General features: G+C 64.0%; 19 protein-coding genes. 12 read left to right on the top strand and 7 right to left on the bottom strand.

All coding sequences use genetic code 11. From position 1 onward, the window contains the following. Positions 1 to 15 precede the first annotated feature (15 nt). Genes ACVIIW_RS23345 through ACVIIW_RS23335 form a run of 3 tightly spaced genes read right to left on the bottom strand, consistent with a single transcriptional unit; the run spans position 16 to position 2723 of the window. On the bottom strand, positions 16 to 855 hold the full coding sequence (locus ACVIIW_RS23345; protein ID WP_456702878.1) for a bifunctional allantoicase/(S)-ureidoglycine aminohydrolase: 840 nt from the start codon (positions 853 to 855) through the stop codon (positions 16 to 18). Positions 856 to 857: 2 nt separating this feature from the next. After that, positions 858 to 1364, bottom strand: coding sequence for an ureidoglycolate lyase (locus ACVIIW_RS23340; protein ID WP_456702877.1), 507 nt, complete (start codon positions 1362 to 1364; stop codon positions 858 to 860). Positions 1365 to 1388: 24 nt separating this feature from the next. Further along, positions 1389 to 2723, bottom strand: a complete 1335-nt coding sequence (locus tag ACVIIW_RS23335) for a C4-dicarboxylate transporter DctA (RefSeq protein WP_456702876.1) — start codon at positions 2721 to 2723, stop codon at positions 1389 to 1391. Positions 2724 to 2927: 204 nt separating this feature from the next. Between ACVIIW_RS23335 and ACVIIW_RS23330 the strand changes: the two genes are divergently transcribed. From ACVIIW_RS23330 to ACVIIW_RS23300, 7 genes are all read left to right on the top strand, one after another. Next, on the top strand, positions 2928 to 3839 hold the full coding sequence (locus tag ACVIIW_RS23330) for a LysR substrate-binding domain-containing protein (protein ID WP_456702875.1): 912 nt from the start codon (positions 2928 to 2930) through the stop codon (positions 3837 to 3839). A 218-nt stretch (positions 3840 to 4057) separates the two neighbouring features. Then, the gene (locus ACVIIW_RS23325) at positions 4058 to 5107 is read left to right on the top strand and encodes a LacI family DNA-binding transcriptional regulator (RefSeq protein ID WP_456702874.1); all 1050 of its coding nucleotides are present in this window, start codon (positions 4058 to 4060) and stop codon (positions 5105 to 5107) included. 150 nt (positions 5108 to 5257) lie between these two features. Next, positions 5258 to 6757 carry a sugar ABC transporter ATP-binding protein gene (locus tag ACVIIW_RS23320; RefSeq protein ID WP_456702873.1) on the top strand — a complete coding sequence of 500 codons (1500 nt, stop codon included), beginning with the start codon at positions 5258 to 5260 and terminating at the stop codon, positions 6755 to 6757. A 54-nt stretch (positions 6758 to 6811) separates the two neighbouring features. Then, positions 6812 to 7864 carry an ABC transporter permease gene (locus tag ACVIIW_RS23315; protein ID WP_456705242.1) on the top strand — a complete coding sequence of 351 codons (1053 nt, stop codon included), beginning with the start codon at positions 6812 to 6814 and terminating at the stop codon, positions 7862 to 7864. Positions 7865 to 7967: 103 nt separating this feature from the next. Beyond that, positions 7968 to 9068, top strand: a complete 1101-nt coding sequence (locus ACVIIW_RS23310; protein ID WP_456702872.1) for an ABC transporter substrate-binding protein — start codon at positions 7968 to 7970, stop codon at positions 9066 to 9068. 104 nt (positions 9069 to 9172) lie between these two features. Further along, positions 9173 to 9511 carry a hypothetical protein gene (locus tag ACVIIW_RS23305; RefSeq protein WP_456702871.1) on the top strand — a complete coding sequence of 113 codons (339 nt, stop codon included), beginning with the start codon at positions 9173 to 9175 and terminating at the stop codon, positions 9509 to 9511. Between the two features lie 18 nt (positions 9512 to 9529). Then, entirely contained in the window at positions 9530 to 10435 is a 906-nt protein-coding gene (locus tag ACVIIW_RS23300) for an SMP-30/gluconolactonase/LRE family protein (RefSeq protein WP_456702870.1), read from the top strand. Between the two features lie 4 nt (positions 10436 to 10439). Here the strand turns inward: ACVIIW_RS23300 and ACVIIW_RS23295 are convergent, their stop codons facing one another. Then, positions 10440 to 11321, bottom strand: coding sequence for an NAD(P)-dependent oxidoreductase (locus ACVIIW_RS23295; RefSeq protein ID WP_456702869.1), 882 nt, complete (start codon positions 11319 to 11321; stop codon positions 10440 to 10442). Positions 11322 to 11366: 45 nt separating this feature from the next. Beyond that, positions 11367 to 12122: an SDR family oxidoreductase gene (locus ACVIIW_RS23290; RefSeq protein WP_456702868.1), complete on the bottom strand. Its 756-nt coding sequence runs from the start codon at positions 12120 to 12122 to the stop codon at positions 11367 to 11369. A gap of 100 nt (positions 12123 to 12222) precedes the next feature. On the opposite strand from ACVIIW_RS23290, the gene ACVIIW_RS23285 reads away from it, so the two are divergent. Then, positions 12223 to 13170 carry a 2-hydroxyacid dehydrogenase gene (locus ACVIIW_RS23285; RefSeq protein ID WP_456702867.1) on the top strand — a complete coding sequence of 316 codons (948 nt, stop codon included), beginning with the start codon at positions 12223 to 12225 and terminating at the stop codon, positions 13168 to 13170. A gap of 189 nt (positions 13171 to 13359) precedes the next feature. On the opposite strand, the gene ACVIIW_RS23280 is transcribed toward ACVIIW_RS23285, so the two are convergent. Next, positions 13360 to 14145, bottom strand: coding sequence for an SDR family NAD(P)-dependent oxidoreductase (locus ACVIIW_RS23280; RefSeq protein WP_456702866.1), 786 nt, complete (start codon positions 14143 to 14145; stop codon positions 13360 to 13362). Positions 14146 to 14306: 161 nt separating this feature from the next. On the opposite strand from ACVIIW_RS23280, the gene ACVIIW_RS23275 reads away from it, so the two are divergent. From ACVIIW_RS23275 to ACVIIW_RS23265, 3 genes are read left to right on the top strand one after another with little or no spacing between them, the layout of a single operon-like run. Beyond that, complete coding sequence (locus ACVIIW_RS23275) at positions 14307 to 15482, top strand: zinc-dependent alcohol dehydrogenase (protein WP_456702865.1); 1176 nt, start codon at positions 14307 to 14309, stop codon at positions 15480 to 15482. Positions 15483 to 15492: 10 nt separating this feature from the next. Further along, entirely contained in the window at positions 15493 to 16038 is a 546-nt protein-coding gene (locus ACVIIW_RS23270) for a hypothetical protein (RefSeq protein ID WP_456702864.1), read from the top strand. Beyond that, the gene (locus tag ACVIIW_RS23265) at positions 16025 to 17161 is read left to right on the top strand and encodes a DUF305 domain-containing protein (RefSeq protein WP_456702863.1); all 1137 of its coding nucleotides are present in this window, start codon (positions 16025 to 16027) and stop codon (positions 17159 to 17161) included. The genes ACVIIW_RS23270 and ACVIIW_RS23265 overlap by 14 nt, the downstream gene beginning before the upstream one ends. Before the next feature lie 107 nt (positions 17162 to 17268). On the opposite strand, the gene ACVIIW_RS23260 is transcribed toward ACVIIW_RS23265, so the two are convergent. Next, a complete protein-coding gene (locus ACVIIW_RS23260) occupies positions 17269 to 17766 on the bottom strand; it encodes a ferritin-like domain-containing protein (protein ID WP_456702862.1) in 498 nt (165 codons plus the stop codon). A 215-nt stretch (positions 17767 to 17981) separates the two neighbouring features. On the opposite strand from ACVIIW_RS23260, the gene ACVIIW_RS23255 reads away from it, so the two are divergent. Next, on the top strand, positions 17982 to 18536 hold the full coding sequence (locus ACVIIW_RS23255) for a NuoB/complex I 20 kDa subunit family protein (protein WP_456702861.1): 555 nt from the start codon (positions 17982 to 17984) through the stop codon (positions 18534 to 18536). Positions 18537 to 18543 lie beyond the last annotated feature (7 nt).

The following is an 18543-nucleotide window of genomic DNA, read 5'->3' as shown; positions in this document are numbered from 1 at the left end:
GATCTGGCGCTTCGACTAGATCAGCGGCGCGCCCTGCCGCAGATTCATGTGTCTGTTGACATCCTTGTAGAGCAGATAACGGAACCGGCCGGGACCGCCGGCGTAGCAGGCCTGCGGGCAGAACGCGCGCAGCCACATATAGTCGCCGGCCTCAACCTCCACCCAGTCGCGATTGAGACGGTAGACCGCCTTGCCCTCGAGCACATACAGCCCGTGCTCCATGACGTGTGTCTCCATGAAGGGAATCGTTCCCCCCGGCTCCAACGTCACGACGTTGACATGCATGTCATGCCTGAGGTCGGCGGGATCGACGAAGCGCGTGGTGGCCCAGCGCCCGTCGGTGTCCGGCATCGGCACCAGTGTCATTGAGTCCTCGTCGGTCACGATCGGCTCGGGAGCGGCCAATCCCGGCACGCGCTGGTACAGCTTGCGGATCCAGTGCAGCTGGGCCGGAACCGGGCCGCGATTGCGCAGAGTCCACTCGCAACCGGGCGGCACGTAAGCGAAGCCGCCGGCCTTCAGCTCGCTATCCTTGCCTGCCAGCTTGAGCGTGACTTGGCCGCCCACGACGAACAGCACGCCTTCGGCGCCCTTCTCGGGCTCTGGGACCTCACTGCCGCCATTCGGGGCAATGTCCATCAGATAGTGGGAGAACGTCTCGGAGAAACCGGAAAGCGGGCGCGCCAGCACCCAGACGCGCGTGTTGTCCCAATGCGGCAGGAGACTGACGACGATATCGCGCTGCACGTTGCCGGGAATCACGGCGTAGGCGGTCGTGAAGACCGCGCGGCCGCTCAGAAGATCGGTCTGCGGCGGAAGACCGCCCTGCGGGACGTGGTAATTTCGCGATGTCATCGTCAGGCCTCGTGGTGCTCAGGCATCAGATCGAGCTGCATCGTCTCGTCCAGCCAATATTCTTCGAGATTATCACCCTTGCCCTTGCGGTCGACCACAAGAAAGGGGCATGCCTCCTTGAGAACCAGCAGCGGGTGGTGCCAACAGTTGCGGGCATAGTTCACGCCCTGCTCCCCAGTCGCCGCGAACGCCCGATAGCTCGCCACATCGCGCGGATTCGCGCAAACGACGACCAGCCAGTCCACGCCGCCCAGCGGCATGAACAGCTGGCTTCCCAGCGGATGACGCTCCATCAGGCGAATTGCGATCGGCACAGGACGCAACGAGGCGACAAACCAGCTGATGTTGGTCTGTCCGCCTTCCACGGTCACATCGATATTGGCAAGGTCGTTGAAACGCCTCGCAAAGCCCTGGTTGATCGACAGCGGGGTCACCCCTGCAGTTTCGATGACCTCGCCGAACGGCGCGAACGCCTGCTTCGTCAGGGGTTCAATCGAAAGTGTCACCATCGTCAACCTCGCGTGCTTCCACGTTTACAGCGTTTGCAGACCCGCTACGGGAGCATCCGCAACATCAGGTTCCGCCCGCATCGCCTCACCCCGGGCATCGATCTCGCCGTTGAGGACGCGATGCGCCTTCGCGCGATCGAGATCGCCTTCCCATGCGGCGACAACGACCGTCGCAACGCAGTTTCCGATATAATTGCCGAGCGCACGAGCGATACCGATAAACCAGTCCACCGACAAGATCAGCACGAGGCCAATCGCCGGAATGGCCGGGATGGCTGACAGCGTCGCGGCGAGGACGACGATGGCCGAGCCGGGAACACCATGGGCGCCCTTGGAGGTCAGCAGCGCGACGCCGAGGATCGCCAGAAGGTCCCCCAGGGCCAGCGGCGTGTTGGTTGCCTGCGCAATGAAGACTGCCGCGAGGGTCAGGTAGATCGAGAACGCGTCGAGGTTGAACGAGTACCCAGTGGGAATGACGAGGCCGACGGTCGATCGCTTGATGCCCAGCAGCTCGAGCTTGCGCATGGTCTGCGGCAGCACGCTGTCGCCCGCGGCCGTGCCGAGCACGATCATCAGCTCCTCGCGCAGATAGGCGAGCAGCTTGAACAGGCTGAAGCCTGACAGCCGCATGATCGAGCCGAGCACGATCACCACGAAGAGGAAGACGGCGAGATAGAACAGCCCGACGAGCCCGCCGAGCTGCTTGAGCGAACCGATGCCGTACTTGCCGACGGTAAAGGCGATCGCACCGAACACGCCGATCGGCGCGAGCCGGACGACGAAGTTCATCATTTTGAAGATGATCTCGTTGACGCGCTCGACGAAATCGACCACCGGCCTTGCCCGCTCGCCGCACAACGACACGGCGCAGCCGAACATGATCGAGACGATCAGGACTTGCAGGACGTCACCCGAGCTGAACGCGCCGACGATCGTCGAGGGGATCAGCTTCATCAGGAATTCGGAGACGCCGCCGCCGGCGACCTGCGCCGCGGTCTGGCTGAAGCCGCTGAGCGCCCTGGCGTCCAGCGTCGCGGGGTTGATGTTCATTCCGGCGCCGGGCTGGAAATAATAGGCCAGCGCAAGGCCGAACACCAAGGCGACGGTGGTGACGATCTCGAAATAGAGCAGCGCGCGGACGCCGACCCTGCCGACCTTCGAGAGGTCTCCGGCCGCTGAAATGCCCTGCACCACGACACAGAACACGATGACGGGGACCAGCATCTTGATCAGCTTGATGAACCCGTCGCCGAGCGGCTTCATCTGCAAGGCCGTATCCGGATAGGCCATGCCGAGCGCAATGCCGAGTGCGAGTGCGACGACGACCTGGAAGAAGAGTGACTTGAATATCCTGGGCATGGCTTTCCTCGCTCGCGGGGGCTCGTGTCTGTCTGGCTTGGCAGGCTCTAGGCCTCTGCCATTCTTGTCATTGGCAGCGGCGTGACGCCGCTGCGCACGGAGCCGCCCGCCGTTCGCGGGCCGGAATGGCTCCATCGCTCATTCGTTGACCAGGTGCGACATCAAGTCCAATATATAGAACGACACGATTGATAGGTTTTCGCTATGGATCTTCGCCAGCTCAGATACTTCATTGCCGTGGCCGAAGAGCGCAGCTTCACCCTCGCCGCAAGGCGGCTGAACCTGTCGCAGCCGCCGCTCAGCCAGCATATCCAGGCGCTCGAGGCCGAGCTCGGCACCTCCCTGCTCTACAGGACGAGCCGCAAGGTGGAGCTGACGCAGGCGGGCGAAGCAATGCTGCTGCGCGGGCGGGCGATCCTGCAACAAGTCAAATCCGCGGAGGACGAGGTGCGCTCGATCGGCGCCGGCCTGATCGGAACGCTGGATCTCGGCGCAACCGGCTCCATCCTGCGCGGCCGCCTCGCGGAGCTGCTGGCGGCCTACCGCGAGGTGGCGCCCCTGGTCCGGATGACCGTGCACGAGCAGGCGCCGGCGCTCCAGATCGCCGCGCTGCTCAACCGAACCACCAACATCTCGCTCATGCGCGGCAACCCCAGCGAGCGCGACCTGACCAGCAAGCTGGCATGGCGGGAAGAGGTCGTTCTCGCCCTGCCCCGTACTCACCATTTGGCGAAACGCAAGCGCGTCGCGCTTGGCGAACTGGCGTCTGAGGATCACGTCATCCTCGACCCGAACAGCTCTGACTTCGCTCGCTACGTGCAGACCTGCTGCGTCGATGCCGGCTTCCTGCCAAAAGTGTCCCAGCAAGTCGTCGACGCGCAGTCGATCCCTAGCCTGATCGCAGCAGGCTTCGGCGTCGCGCTCGTGCCGCAGTCGATCGCGCGCTTCACCACAGCCGACATCGCGTTTCGCCCGATCAGGCCCTCTCCGCCTGCAGCCGACGTGTTCCTGGTGTTCAGAGAAGACGAGACATCGATGGTGGTCCACAATTTCATCAAGCTTGCTGGTCAGCTCCTGAGCCACAGGAGCCGCTTAGGCGCGCGCCGAAGGGACTAAAAACTTCGCAAACGCGCTCAGGCCCCTGCCGTGGTCCGCCCGCTGACCTCGCCGGGGCATGCAGTTCGTATCGAACCACTCACACGGCGGACGCAGCCGGTCAAAACCGTTGCAGCGCGGATTGTTATCGATATCGTAAGCAATGTATCCTTTTAACGCGTGCTGCGGCGGTACCAGCTTCGATCCCGCAACGCGCGCCCAGGAAGAGATCGCATGAGATGAAACAAACTCGGGCGAAGACCGGAAAGAGCCCAAAGCGGTCGACGACTATGGCTGAGGTTGCAGCGCGGGCGGGCGTGTCCGCGATGACCGTCTCGCGCGCGTTGAGGAGCGACGGCGCCGTCTCGGAGGAGACGCGAAGCCGGATCCTCGCCGCCGTCGAAGAGCTCGGCTATGTGCTCGACCTGTCTGCAGGCGCGTTGTCGTCGAAGCGAACCGGATTCGTGGCGGCGCTGATCCCCTCCATCAACAACTCCAACTTCTCCGATACCGCACGCGGCATCACCGAAGCAATTGAAGGCCAGGGGCTCCAGATGCTGCTTGGCTACACCGACTACGACATGGAGAAGGAAGAGCACCTCGTGCGTGCGATGCTGACGCGCCGACCCGACGGCATCATCGTCACGGACGGAAGACACACGCCGAAGGCGCGCCGCATGCTGCAATCCGCCGGCATTCCCGTGGTCGAGACTTGGGACCTGCCGGCTGAGCCTATCGACCACGTCGTCGGCTTCTCCAACGCCGAGGCCTCGCGTGCGCTCGTGCATCGGCTTTACCAGAAGGGATATCGCAACATCGCCTTCATCGGCGGAGCAAGCCGCCGCGACACGCGCGGCGCCGATCGCCGTCTGGGCTACAGGCGCGCCGTCGAGGAGCTCGGCCTGCCCGTTGGACGCACCATCTCGTTCGGCAATCCCCCGATTTCGATGGAACAGGGCGGCGAGGCCATTGTCCATCTGATCGAGCAATGGCCGGATGTGGATGCTGCCGTTTGCGTTTCCGACCTGTCTGCGTTCGGCGCCATCATGGAGTGCCATCGCCGCGGCTGGTCGGTCCCGGGCCGGATCGCCGTGGCAGGCTTCGGCGACTTCGAGGTGTCGCGCTGCTCCTGGCCGCGGATCACGACCGTCGCGGTCGACTGCCGCAACATCGGTCAGGAGGCCGGCCGCATCATGCTTCGCGCCATTGATGGCGTTCGGGAAAACAGGCGCCCCGGGCCGGAGACATTGATCGTGCCGTTCCAAATGATCGAGCGCGAAAGCACCTGAGCTCGGCTTGACAGCGGCGCCCCGCCGGGTGCATGTTATCGATAACAAACATGACGCCATTGCTGGATGGCGATGCCAAGCGCCTGGTCATCGGTTGGGCACCCTCCAACCGGTCGCGATCGGCTGGTGATTTCGGGAGGAGAACCGGGGATGGCATCGGCTGCGCTGCGCTTCGATGGAATCGTCAAGTCGTTCGGCGGCACGCGTGCACTCAAGGGTGTGAGCTTTGACGTCGGTCGAGGCGAAATCGTCGCCTTGCTCGGCGAAAACGGCGCGGGCAAATCGACCCTCATCAAGGTGCTCGGCGGCATCCATCGCCCGGATGCCGGAGCGGTGACGATCGCAGGCGAGCCCTATCACCATGCCGCGGGCGGCCGCGCCGGGCACCAGCCGGTCGCCTTCATCCATCAGGATCTCGGTCTCATCGAATGGATGACGATCGCGGAGAATGTTGGCCTCGCCCAGGGCTTTCCTCGAACCCGGCCGTTCGGCCTGATCGACTGGCGCGGCGCCGAGGCACGCGCGACCAAGGCGCTCGCGCTGGTGGGCTGCGATATCGATCCGACCACGCGCGTATCGAGCCTGTCGCGCACCGAGAAGTCGCTGGTCGCCATCGCCCGCGCGCTCGTCGTCAATTGCGATTTCCTGGTGCTCGACGAGCCGACGGCGAGTTTGCCGGCCGACGAGGTCGAGCGCCTGTTTGCGGCGCTGAGGCGCCTGCGCGCACAGGGCGTTGGCATGATCTATGTGTCGCACCGGCTTGACGAGATCTTCCGCATCGCTGATCGCGTCGTCGTCTTGCGGGATGGCCTGCTCGTCGGCGAGAAGGCGATCAGCGAGACCTCGCCCGAGGATCTGGTGCGCCTGATCGTCGGCAGGCCCCTGCTCGACATGTTCGAGAAAGCCACCTCCCATTCCGGCAAGACGCGCGTGACGGTGCGGGGATTGATCACGCCGAAGGCCGGACCGGTCGATTTCGATGTGCGCGAGGGCGAACTCCTGGGGCTCGTGGGGTTGCGGGGCGCAGGCCAGGAGGAAGTCGGCCGCGCGCTATTCGGCGCCGTGGCGCATCGCGGCGAGATCCTCATCGACGGCGCGGCGCCGGATCTATCCAGCCCCGTGGCCGCAATGGCCGGTGGCATTGGGCTGGTTGCCCGCGACCGAACGGAGGAGTCGATCGCAGCATCCTTGTCAATCCGCGAAAATGTCTTCCTCAACCCAGGCGCCTCCGGGCGCGGCCTGCTCGACGTGCTCGCGCCAGGACGCGAGGCGGAAGAGGCCGTCAAGCTCGGCGCCTTGGTGGGCTTGCGGCCCAATGATCCGCATCTCGCCATCGAAGGACTCTCGGGCGGCAACCAGCAGAAAGTCGTCGTCGGCCGCTGGCTTGCGACCGGACGCAAGCTGCTGGTGGCCGAAGATCCGACCGCCGGCGTCGACGTCGGCGCCAAAGCCGAGATCTATCGGCTCATCGCCCGTGCCATCGCCGAAGGGCTCGCCGTGGTCGTTGTCTCCACCGACTTCGAGGAAGTCGCGCATATCTGCCATCGCGCGCTCGTCTTCAACCGCGGCCGGATCATTACCGAAATCGCCGCCGATGCTCTGACGACGGAAGCCCTGATCACCGCCGCCTCGGCCTCCGAGGCCGCGTAACGGACAATTCGCACGACGCCGACGCAAGGCGCCCGCCGGGAGGAACGCATGGGAATGAATTCGATCGAGTCGAATGCACTGGAGCCGACGCGCGCCGATCTCGCCGGCGCGTCATTTTCGCATAAAATCACGCGCCTCTTGCCGGTCTATGGCCTGCCGATCATCACGGTGGCGCTGATCGCCCTGTTCTCGATCCTGTTGCCCAACACGTTTCCGACGCTTCTCAATCTGCGTTCGATCGTCTCCGACAAATCGATCATCGCCATGCTCTCGCTCGCGGCGATGATCCCCATGGCCGCCGGCAAGATCGACCTCACGGTCGGCTATGGCATCGTGCTCTGGCACATCCTGGTGATCAGCCTGCAAACCGCTTTCGGCCTGCCCTGGCCCATCGCAGTCCTCGTCGTGATCTGCCTCGGCGCCTTCACCGGCCTCCTCAATGGTCTGCTGGTCGAGGTCGCGCGCATCGACAGCTTCATCGCCACGCTCGGCACCGGCACGGTGCTCTATGCGCTGGCGCTTTGGCACACCGGCGGTCGGCAGGTCGTCGCGATGCTGCCGGACGGCTTCCTCGCCCTCAACGGCACGATGGTTTTCGGCCTGCCGATCACCGGCTTCTATGTGCTCGTCCTCGCTGTCGCGATGTGGCTGATGCTCGAATATCTGCCGATCGGCCGCTACATCTATGCCATCGGCGCCAACCCGAAGACGGCCGCACTCAACGGCATTCCGGTGCAGCGCTTCACGGTCGGCGCCTTCATGGCCTCCGGCATCCTCACCGCGGTCACCGGCGTCCTGCTTGCTTCGAAGCTACGCATCGGTCAGGCCAGCGTCGGCCTCGAATATCTGCTCCCCGCGCTGGTTGGCGCCTTTCTCGGCTCGACCACGATCAAGCCCGGGCGCGTCAACGTCTGGGGCACCATCATCGGAGTGGCCGTGCTCGCGGTCGGCATCGCCGGCATCCAGCAGTTCGGCGGCTCCTTCTGGGTCGAGCCGCTCTTCAATGGGCTGACGCTGCTCGCCGCGATCGGCATGGCGGGCTACGCGCAGCGAAAGCGCGGCGCCGTTGCGAAGGTCCCGGCCGGCGCACCTGATCGAAAGCCCTGAAACATTGATGAAGTTCGTGACCTGCGACGAGCCGGTCACAACGGAAAGTCCGGCGCAGGGCCGGCGAAACACAGAAACGGCATCACACCAAGGAGAACGCTCTATGTTGCATTCGATCATCCGAACCGGCGCCGTCGTCGCCGGGCTCGCGTTCGGTCTCGCGTCTGCCCACGCCGACTCGCTCGCGGACGCCAAGTCCTTCGTCGACAAATATGCTTCCAGGGTCGACAAGTGGGATGGTCCGACCACCGCTCCGAAAATCGCGAAGGGCAAGACCATCGTCGTGCTCGCGTCCGACATGAAGAACGGCGGCGTGCTCGGCGTCACCAAGGGCATCGAGGAGGCTGCCAAGGCCGCCGGCTGGACCGTGCGCACGCTTGACGGCGCCGGCTCGGTCTCCGGCCGCACCGCCGCCTTCGGCCAGGCCATGACGCTCAAGCCCGACGGCCTCGTCATCTGCGGCTTCGACGCGGTCGAGCAGAAGCCCGGCATGGAAGCAGCCAAGGCCGCCAAGATCCCGATGGTGTCCTGGCACGCCGCTCCCGTTATCGGTCCGGTGCCCGAAGCCGGCGTGTTCGCCAATGTGACGACCGATCCGATGGCGGTCTCTACCGCCGCGGCCAACTGGGCCTTCGTCGACGCGGGTGGCAAGCCGGGCGTGATCATCTTCACCGACTCGACCTACGAGATCGCGATCGCCAAGGCCAAGAAGATGAAAGAGGTCATCGAGGCACTCGGGGGCAAGGTCCTCGAATGGGTCGATACGCCGATCGCCGAGACCTCGACACGCATGCCGCAGCTCACCACCTCGCTGCTGCAAAAGCATGGTGCGGCCTGGACGCATTCGCTGGCGATCAACGACCTCTATTATGACTTCATGGCGCCCTCGCTCTCCGCGGCCGGCATCAAGGGCACCGGCGCTCCCGTCAACGTCGCCGCCGGCGACGGCTCGGAAAGCGCCTATCAGCGCATCCGCTCCGGCGCCTACCAGGCCGTCACCGTGGCCGAGCCGCTCAATCTTCAGGGCTGGCAGCTCGTCGACGAGTTGAACCGCGCCATCGCCGGAGAGAAGTGGTCGGGCTACGTCTCGCCGCTGCACGTCGTGACCAAGGCCAACATCGAATTCGACGGCGGCCCGACCAACACGTTCGATCCGGGCAATGGCTACCGCGACGCCTACAAGAAGGCCTGGGGCCTCCAGTAAGCCTCCTCTCCGCTCCCCGAGCACGATGACCGTGCTCCCTCGGCGGTCGGTCGCAAGCTGACCGCCGATTTTCCTTCCACTATCAGACAGACGAGCGAATGCCGATGTATATCCGTTGTGCTTTCTTCAGTGGCAGCGTCAAGCCCGGACGCGAAGCCGAATTCACCGCCTATGTTCGCGAGAAGCTCGTGCCGCTGTGGACGCGCTTTCCCGGTGCCGAGGAGGTTCGCGTGCTGCGGCAGGAGGAGAGCGACAGCGATGCCCAGCGTTACGAGATGGTGCTCGCGATCCGCTATCCCTCGCGCGAGGCCATCGAGGAGGCGCTTGCTTCGCCGGTTCGCTTCGAGAGCCGCGAAGTGACCAAGGGGCTGACCGAGATGTTCGATGGCTCGATCTTCCACACGGTCTTCAAGGCCGACGACTTTGCGCTACCGACGGATTAGTCGCGGAGATCTGACACGGTGAGCACCTACGACATTCTCGACCCGCGCTTCCCAGGGTTGATCATCGGGCACGCCAAGCTCGACAAGCTCTGGACCGGCAGCCGCTGGGCCGAGGGCCCGGTCTACGTGCCGGCCGCCAAATCGCTGCTGTGGTCCGACATTCCCAATGATCGCGTGCTGCGCTTCGACGAGACCGACGGCTCGGTCTCGGTGTTCGAAAGCCCCTGCGGCTATCACAACGGCCATACGCGCGACGCGCTCGGTCGCGTGATCGCCTGCGAGCACGGTGGCCGTCGGATCTCGCGGCTCGAAGCAGATGGTCAATGGATCGGAGTGGTCGAGCGCTTTCAAGGAAAGCGCTTCAATTCCCCGAACGATGTCGTCGTCAAGTCGGATGGAACGATCTGGTTCTCCGACCCGACCTACGGCATCGACAGCGAGTATGAGGGGCATGCCGGACCGACCGAGATCGGCGCCAGCAGCGTCTATCGCTTCGATCCGGCAAGCGGCGCGTTGTCCGCTGTCGTGACCGACATGGTGAAGCCGAACGGTCTCGCCTTCTCGCCCGACGAGCGGCTGCTCTATGTGGCCGAAACCGGTGCGACGCACGTGCCTGGCCTGCCAGCCGTCATTCGCGCCTACGACGTGGCATCGAGCGGGCTTGCGGTTGGCGAAGGCCGCATCTTCGCGACGTCTCCGGCCGGGTTCTACGATGGATTCCGCGTCGATCGGAACGGCAACATCTGGACGTCGACGGCGGATGCAGTTGCGGTCTACGCGCCGGACGGCACGCTGATTGGCCGCATTCCGGTGCCTGAAATCGTCTCCAATTTGACCTTCGGCGGGCCGAAGCGGAACAGGCTCTACATCACCGCGCAGACTTCGCTCTATGCGATCTACGTCAACGCGCACGGGCTTTCCTGAATTCTCACGCTGGCGGCGTTCGCGCCGCCCAGAATTCCATCAGCGCAGCCTGGTCCATCGCACCACAGCCGATTGCGGTCAGAAGGCGATGGATCTCGGCGCAGACGACGGTCATCGGCATCGCGATCCCGGTCTGGCGCGCCAGATCCTGCGCACCGTTCAGATCCTTGACCATGTTGTCGATGCGTCCCGTCGGTCGGTAGTCGCGCGCGGCGAAGCGCGGCATGTATTCCTGCAGGATGGCGCTGTCCGCCCGGCCGCCGCGCAACGCGCGCGGGATCTTGGCCGCATCGACGCCGGAGGCCTCCGCCAGTGCGGTCGCCTCGGCAACCGCGACGAAGTTGAGAGCGCACAGGACCTGGTTGATGAGTTTGGTGGTCTGTCCTGCACCGCTCGGGCCCATATGCGTGAAATTCGAGGCGACCTCGGCGAGCACCACTCGTGCCTCCGCGACATCCGCTGCCTCTCCGCCGGCCATGCAGGTCAGCTGACCGACCGCGGCCTTCGGCGCGCCGCCCGACAGCGGGCTGTCGACCCAGCGCAGGCCGGCTGTTTCAGCGTCTTTCGCCAGCTCGCGCGTCGATTGCGGATCGATCGAGGACATGTCGATGATCAGCGTGCCTTTCCGCGCGCCCTCCGCGACGCCCGCCGGTCCAAACACCGCCGCTCGCACGATTCTCGGCGAGTTGAGGCTGAGGACCACCGCGTCGGCTTCGGCCGCAGCGCTCGCGGCAGACGCGGCTGCGATTGCGCCTTTTTCAACGAGACCAGCGACCTTGGCAGGATCGAGATCGAACACCAGGACGCGGGTCCCGGTCTCGGCAAGGCGAGCGCCAATCGCGCCGCCCATGGCGCCGGCGCCGATCAATGCGACTGGACGGGGCATCACGACATCTCCGCGGTGACCTAGTGGATGCTTCGACGGTAAGCCTCAGAGCGAAGCCGTAATGCCGCCGTCGACATAGAGCACGTGTCCGTTGACGAACGAGGACGCTGGCGAGGCGAGAAAGATGCAGGCGCCGACGAGTTCCTCGACCTTGCCCCAGCGCCCTGCCGGCGTGCGCTTTTCGAGCCAGGCCGAGAATGCGGGGTCCGCGACCAGTGCGGCATTGAGCGGCGTGTCGAAATATCCGGGCGCGATGGCGTTGACCTGAAGGCCGTGTTGCGCCCAGTCCGTCGCCATGCCCTTGGTCAGGTTTCCGACCGCTCCCTTCGTGGCCGTATAGGGCGCGATCGACGGGCGCGCGAGTGCGGTCTGCACTGAAGCGATGTTGATGATCTTGCCTGCACGACGTCCGATCATGTGGCGCGCACAGGCCTGACCGACGTTGAAGACCGACGCGATGTTGGTTTGCAGCAGGCGCTGAAATGCGTCTTCAGGGAACTCCTCGAGTGGCGCGCGGTGCTGCATGCCCGCATTGTTGACGAGAATGTCAATGCGCCCGATGTCCGTCTCGAAGCGATCGACGGCCACTCGCGCCGCACCGTGGTCGGTGACATCGAAAGCGAGCGTTCGCGCGCCCGCAACGGAGCTGGCGGCCACGGCGAGCTTGGCTTCATCCCGGCCGTTGAGCACCACTTCCGCGCCGGCCTCGGACAAACCGCGCGCGAGCGCAAGGCCAATGCCCTGGGACGATCCCGTAATGAGAGCGCGGAGCCCCTTCAGATCGAACAAGTTGATCGCCACCCTGCCTCCTCCTCTTGCGTCTCGACATCCATGTTCCGCCGGACTATGTTATCGATAACATACAATGTCAAGTTCGTGCCCAAGAGGAGCGCTCACCCGCATGTCGAAGCCTGAAATTCTTCAGATGGGCCCCTACCCGGAGTGGGATCAGATCCCGCTCGATGCAGCTTACACCGTGCACCGCTATTTCGAGGCGAGCGACCGGCCGGCCCTCCTCGCCGAGGTCGGTTCACGCGTTCGCGCCATTGCCACGCGCGGCGAGCTCGGTGCGAATGCCGAACTCATCGCGGCCTGCCCGAACCTGGAGATCATTTCGATCTACGGCGTCGGTTTCGACGCGGTGCATCTGGACAGCTGCCGGAAGCGCGGCATCCATGTGACCAACACGCCAGACGTGCTGACGAAGGACGTGGCGGATCTTGCTATCGCGATGATGCTCGCGCAATGGCGCGGCGTGAACGGCGCCGAGCGCTGGGTGCGCGACGGATCATGGGCCGCCAAGGGGCTCTATCCCTTGAAGACTCGAGCCTGGGGCAAACGCGCAGGCGTGCTCGGCCTCGGCCGGATCGGGTTTGAGGTCGCACGCCGGCTGGCCGGTTTCGACATGCACATCGCTTATTCCGATGTCGAGGCGAAGCCTCATGGCAAGGACTGGACCTTCATCGCGGATCCCGTTGCGCTCGCAGAGCGATCCGACGTTCTGTTCGTCACCCTCGCGGCCTCGGCAGCGACCCGGCACATCGTGGGACGCAATGTTCTCCAAGCGCTCGGTCCGGACGGGCTTCTCGTCAACGTCTCGCGTGCCTCCAACATCGACGAGGACGCGCTGATCGCGGCACTGACCGGCGGCAAGCTCGGCGCAGCGGCGCTCGACGTCTTCGAGGGCGAGCCGCGACTGGACCCGCGATTTCTCGAGCTCCCGAACGTGCTGCTGCAGCCTCACCACGCCTCCGGCACGACCGAGACCCGCAAGGCCATGGGCCAGTTGATGCGAGACAATCTGGCCGCGCATTTCGCCGGCCTCCCGCCGCCAACGCCGGTCCTCTGACCGCTTGTCTCCGCGCCAACATCTACCTTCGAGCAGCGCCTCGACCTCCTGACGGATGCTTGTGATCGGCTGCGGTCTGACAGCACTGATGTTCTACAGCCGTCGCAAGGGTTGCGACGAACCCGCACGCAGCAAACGGAGACAGCCGGACCAGCGAGTCGAACGGTAGTCACTCGACAACCCGGCGATTCACCGGGATTTCGCAGTGCCCGGCTCGGCCATCTTGCGATGCTGCTTGGCCAGCACCTCGTTCGGCGTGACGTTCGCCACCGTCGTCTGGAGCTTGTTCTTCACTCCCGTCACGATGTCCGAACCGCCCCGCAGCATCGCGTCGAATCCGGCCTTCGCCACCTCATGTGCGTCGTCCTTCTTGCTGGTTCCAACCTTGGTGTCCATCATGTCGGCGCGCCGGAAGAATTCGGTCTCTGTCGCACCCGGCATCAAGCAGGTGACGGTCACACCGCTATCGCGCAGTTCCTCGCGCAGCGCGAACGAGAAGGAATCGAGAAACGCCTTTGTGCCGTTGTAGACGGCCTGGAAACTTCCCGGCGTGAAGCCGGCGATCGAGCCGGTGATCAGAATGCGCCCTGCATTCCGCCGCAGCATCTCGTTGCCGGCCCGATGGATCAGGTAAAGCGTTCCCGTGATGTTGGTGTCGACCACGCGCCTGATCCGGCCGAAATCCTGGCCGAGGAAGGCATTACCGAGGCCGACCCCGGCATTGGCAAGCAGCGCGTCGATGGGACGATCGCCCACGGCCGCACAGAGCTCGTCGACACCCTCAGTGGTCGCGAGATCCGCCTGTACCGCCACCACGCTGCCGCCGAGCTTGTGTAATTCGACGGCCGCGGCCTCGATCGCGGGTTCGTTCGCGGCAATGACGAGATCGAAACCGTCCTCGGCGCAGCACCTCGCGAGTTCCAGACCGATTCCGGTCGAGGCTCCGGTCACGACGGCGAGTTTGTTGGCTGGCATGGGCGCGTCCTCGCGGCTGGGATTTATGACGTCCAATCGCCCCGTCTCCGGCTCGTTCCTATTTGAGGTGCGGGTGACCGCGATGCGAAGATTTGCGCGGGCGATAGCAACCATCGTTCCCTCCTGGACTTAGATGCCTCGTAATTCAGCGGAGGACGGACATGAAGGCGCTGGTTTGGCACGGCAAGGAAGACATCAGGTGCGACACCGTCACCGATCCGGAAATCCAGGACCCGCGCGACGCGATCATCAAGGTCACGAGCTGCGCGATCTGCGGATCCGACCTTCACCTCTTTCACAATTTCATTCCCGGCATGATGCCCGGCGACATCATGGGCCACGAGACCATGGGCGAAGTGGTCGAGGTCGGCTCCGGTGTCGACGGCAAGCTGAAGAAGGGCGACCGCGTCGTCGTCCCTTTCACGATCATTTGCGGTGAATGCGATCAGTGCAAACGCGGCAATTTCTCCGTGTGCGAGACAACCAATCGCAAGAAGCATCTGGCTGACAAGGTATTCGGGCATTCGACCGCCGGTCTGTTCGGCTACACGCATTTGACCGGTGGCTATCCCGGCGGCCAGGCCGAATACCTGCGCGTTCCCTTTGCCGATGCCACGCACATCAAGGTTCCCGCCGGGATCCCCGACGAGCAGCTGCTGTTTCTCAGCGACATCTTCCCCACCGGCTGGCAAGCTGCCGTGCAATGCGACATCGTACCGACCGATACGGTCGCGATCTGGGGCTGTGGTCCGGTCGGACAGATGGCAATCCGCAGCGCCATCCTGCTCGGCGCCAATCAGGTCATCGCGATCGACTGCCTGCCCGAGCGCCTCAGCATGGCGGAAGCTGCCGGAGCCACCACGATCAATTTCGAAAACGAGAGCGTTCTCGAGCGGCTCAAGGAACTGACCGACGGCAAGGGTCCCGAAAAATGCATCGATTGCGTCGGGATGGAATCGCATGTGATGGCGTCATGGCCCGACACCCTGCTCGACCGCGCCAAGCAGATGGTGATGCTGGAGAGCGACAGGCCCCATGTGCTGCGCGAAATGATCTATGTCTGCCGGCCCGGCGGCATCATTTCGGTCCCCGGCGTTTACAGCGGCTTCTCCGACAAGCTTCCGATGGGCGCATTCATGAACAAGGGCCTGACGATGCGCACGGGCCAGACCCACGTCAACCGCTGGACCGACGATCTGCTTCGCCGCATCGAGCAAGGCGAGATCGACCCGTCATTCGTCATCACCCACACCGTGCCGCTCAAGCAAGGTCCCGAAATGTACCAGATGTTTCGCGATAAACGCGATTCCTGCGTCAAGGTCGTGTTGAAGCCCTGAAGGAGCAAACATGTTTCACTTCTCCAATATCGTGCGCGCCAAAGGCGATCCCAAGATCGTCGAAGGCGGACCGAGCCTGAAGCAACCGGCAGACCAGCTCGCACGCGCGCTCGGCTGGTTCAGCATCGGTCTCGGCGTCGTGGAATTTTTCGCGCCTCGACGCGTCACGGAAACGCTCGGCATGGAAGGGCGCGAGACGATGGTCCGCGCTTTCGGCTTGCGGGAAATCCTCGCCGGCGTCATGTCACTCTCGGTCGACAAGAACGCGGGCCTGTGGGCCCGCGTCGGCGGCGATGGCCTCGATGCCGCCGCGCTCCTATCAGGACTGACGTCCGACAATCCCAAGAAGGGCAACATCGCGCTGGCGCTCCTGATGGTCGGCGGCATTGCGGTGCTCGACTACCGCGCCGCTCAGGAGACCAAGCCGCAGCGGCCGCCGCCGAATGCCCGACGCAAGCTGTATCCCAATCGCAGCGGCTTCCCCAAGGGACTCCCGGCCGCGCAAGCTCGAGCGAAGGAGATGATCCAGCACGCGTCGGCCGGTGTCGCCTCCTGACCAGGCTGGGATTGCAAACGGGCGACGTCGACGCCCGCGCTGGATTGCCGCCGTCGAGCTCGGGCTGATCAGCAGCACTTTCTCCACCATTGTCAGCCAGTTGGTCGCCGGGCGGATTGGCCGCGACGCGGCCGTGGACTGGATGACGGTCGCGACCATTCCGGCTCGCGACTGGGCGCTCAGCTCGCCACCGTCATGGAGCGCTATCCTCACCGGCATCGCCTTCCATCAATGGGCGGACTTTTCCTGGGCTGTCGTTTTCTTTGGCGTGCTCGGACGCTGGACTGCCGAACTGCGGCCTGCAGTGATCCTGCTTCTGGCGCTTCCTTGGGCGATCTTCTCGTCCGGCATGGAATGGTTCGTGCTGGTGCCGCTATTCCCGTTCTGGCAGCCGCTTTTCACGCTCCAGCAGCCGTACTGGATCGGGCTTCTGGTCCACGCCTCATCAGCCCTGATGTATCCCTTGTTCGCGCGGCTGCGCTGGGCAGGCGGCGCCGCAACGGAGCGAGACGTGCGGTTTACCGACGCGTGGCTTGCGGGTGCGCTGGTCCTCTTGGCTTCGCTTGGAATGATCGCCTTGTTCGGCAGCCGGGGCCGTGAACCGCCGTGGATCGGAGCCGACAGGGATGCAGACCAGACTTACATGCGCCACATGGCGACGCATCACGCACAGGGCATCGAGCTGGCGCGCAGTGCCGCCCGGAGCGCGCAAAATCCACATCTCCAGAAACTCGCCATGCTGATGGTCGCGAGCCAGACCGGCGAGAACAAAATCTTTGAGAACTGGTGGCTGAGCTGGTTCGGCACCTCGATGCCTGATTGCAGCTCCGAGGAGCGTGCGGCCATGCCGGGCTTTCTCACACCGGCCGAGCTACGATTGGTCAAGCTTGCAGCGCCCGAGCAATTCGACGCGGTCTTCGTCGAAATGATGAGTCGACATCACAGAGGGGCGGTCAAGATGGCCGACCAGATGTGGCACAGCCACGGCGATCCGCGCCTGCGGGCCATGGCTCACGCCATCCGTCATGAGCAGCAGGGCGAGATCGCCTTGATGCACGGCGAAAGCGGCATTGCCGCAGTCGTGAGCGCTACCCGGAACATGCTGGCCAACAATGTCAATTGATCCAAAACCGCGACGTCAGTTGGTGCGAGCTGCTGAAGGGTCGCGGGGCCCGGCCTCACCGTTCCCCGCCGCACCGGATCTGATCGTCGCATTGCCGCGCTTGAAAGCTATGCGGCCTGCCGCTGGTGCGCCAGAAACTCCATCGTCACCTTCTCGACGTTGGAATCGATCCAGGCGGCCATGCGCTGCTCTTCCTTCAAGGACGCTTCGAGCGGCTCCTTGGCCTCGGCAACACCAGCTGCCCCGCAGAGCGCGATAAGCGATTTGTAGGCCGCGATCTCGAAGTTCTCGAATGCATTATTGGCGAAGGTATTCTTGAGGATCTCGTCGTTTGCCGTCGAGTGCGCCATCGCCTGCATGTTGGCCATCACGGACTGCGTCGTGTCCTTCAGGCTCGACGTACTTTCGCCACAGGACTCCAGGCACCGTTCCAGCCGCTTCAGCTGCTCATTGGTTTCCTGAAGATGAGCGCTCACTTTCGCCTTGACATCGGGATACTCGTCGAGCCTCTCCGACTGACGCTCCATCAACTCTCTCGCCTGCACTTCCATCGCATGCGCATTGCGTAATCCGACCACGAAAACATCACGGGCTGCGTTCGCCATTTTCTGTCCTCCATTTGACTGGCTTCGTTCGTTCTCCGCAACCGCAGCTCAGCGACATCGTTCCTAAGCGCGCGGTAAGCTCGGCGCCTGTTCCTATCAAGGACCCCGGGCTAACCTGTGATAGCAACGTGCCAAACACCTTTCCTTGCTCAGGAACGTCACCGTCGCCCCGAGGTTTTCGCAACGTCACCCAGGGTGCGGCGGATGGTAAGCCAATGGTCGACATTTCTTCTCCAGAAACTTTCCGCCGGTCCGTGCAGCGACCCGCAAACGCTTCCGATCCGTACTTCATGCAGATCCGCGACGATCTCGCCGACAAGGGCTTCTTTACCGCGACGGCAGAAGAGCTGATCACCTGGGCTCGGACCGGGTCTCTGATGTGGATGACGTTCGGACTCGCCTGCTGCGCCATCGAGATGATGCAGATGTCGATGCCTCGGTATGATGCAGAACGCTTCGGCTTCGCACCCCGTGCCTCGCCCCGCCAGTCAGACGTGATCATCGTGGCCGGTACGCTGACCAACAAGATGGCTCCTGCATTCCGAAAAATCTACGACCAAATGCCTGAGCCCCGATATGTGATCTCGATGGGCTCCTGCGCGAATGGCGGCGGCTATTATCACTATTCCTATTCCGTAGTGCGCGGTTGCGACCGCGTGGTTCCGGTCGATATCTATGTTCCGGGCTGCCCTCCGACAGCCGAGGCGCTGCTTTACGGCGTGATGCTGCTTCAAAAGAAGATTCGGCGAACGGGGACGATCGAGCGATAGCAGGGCA

This window comes from Bradyrhizobium sp. USDA 4449 (assembly GCF_054056275.1).
Note: the sequence above shows the minus strand (reverse complement) of the source record. Positions and strands in the feature narration are given on the sequence as shown.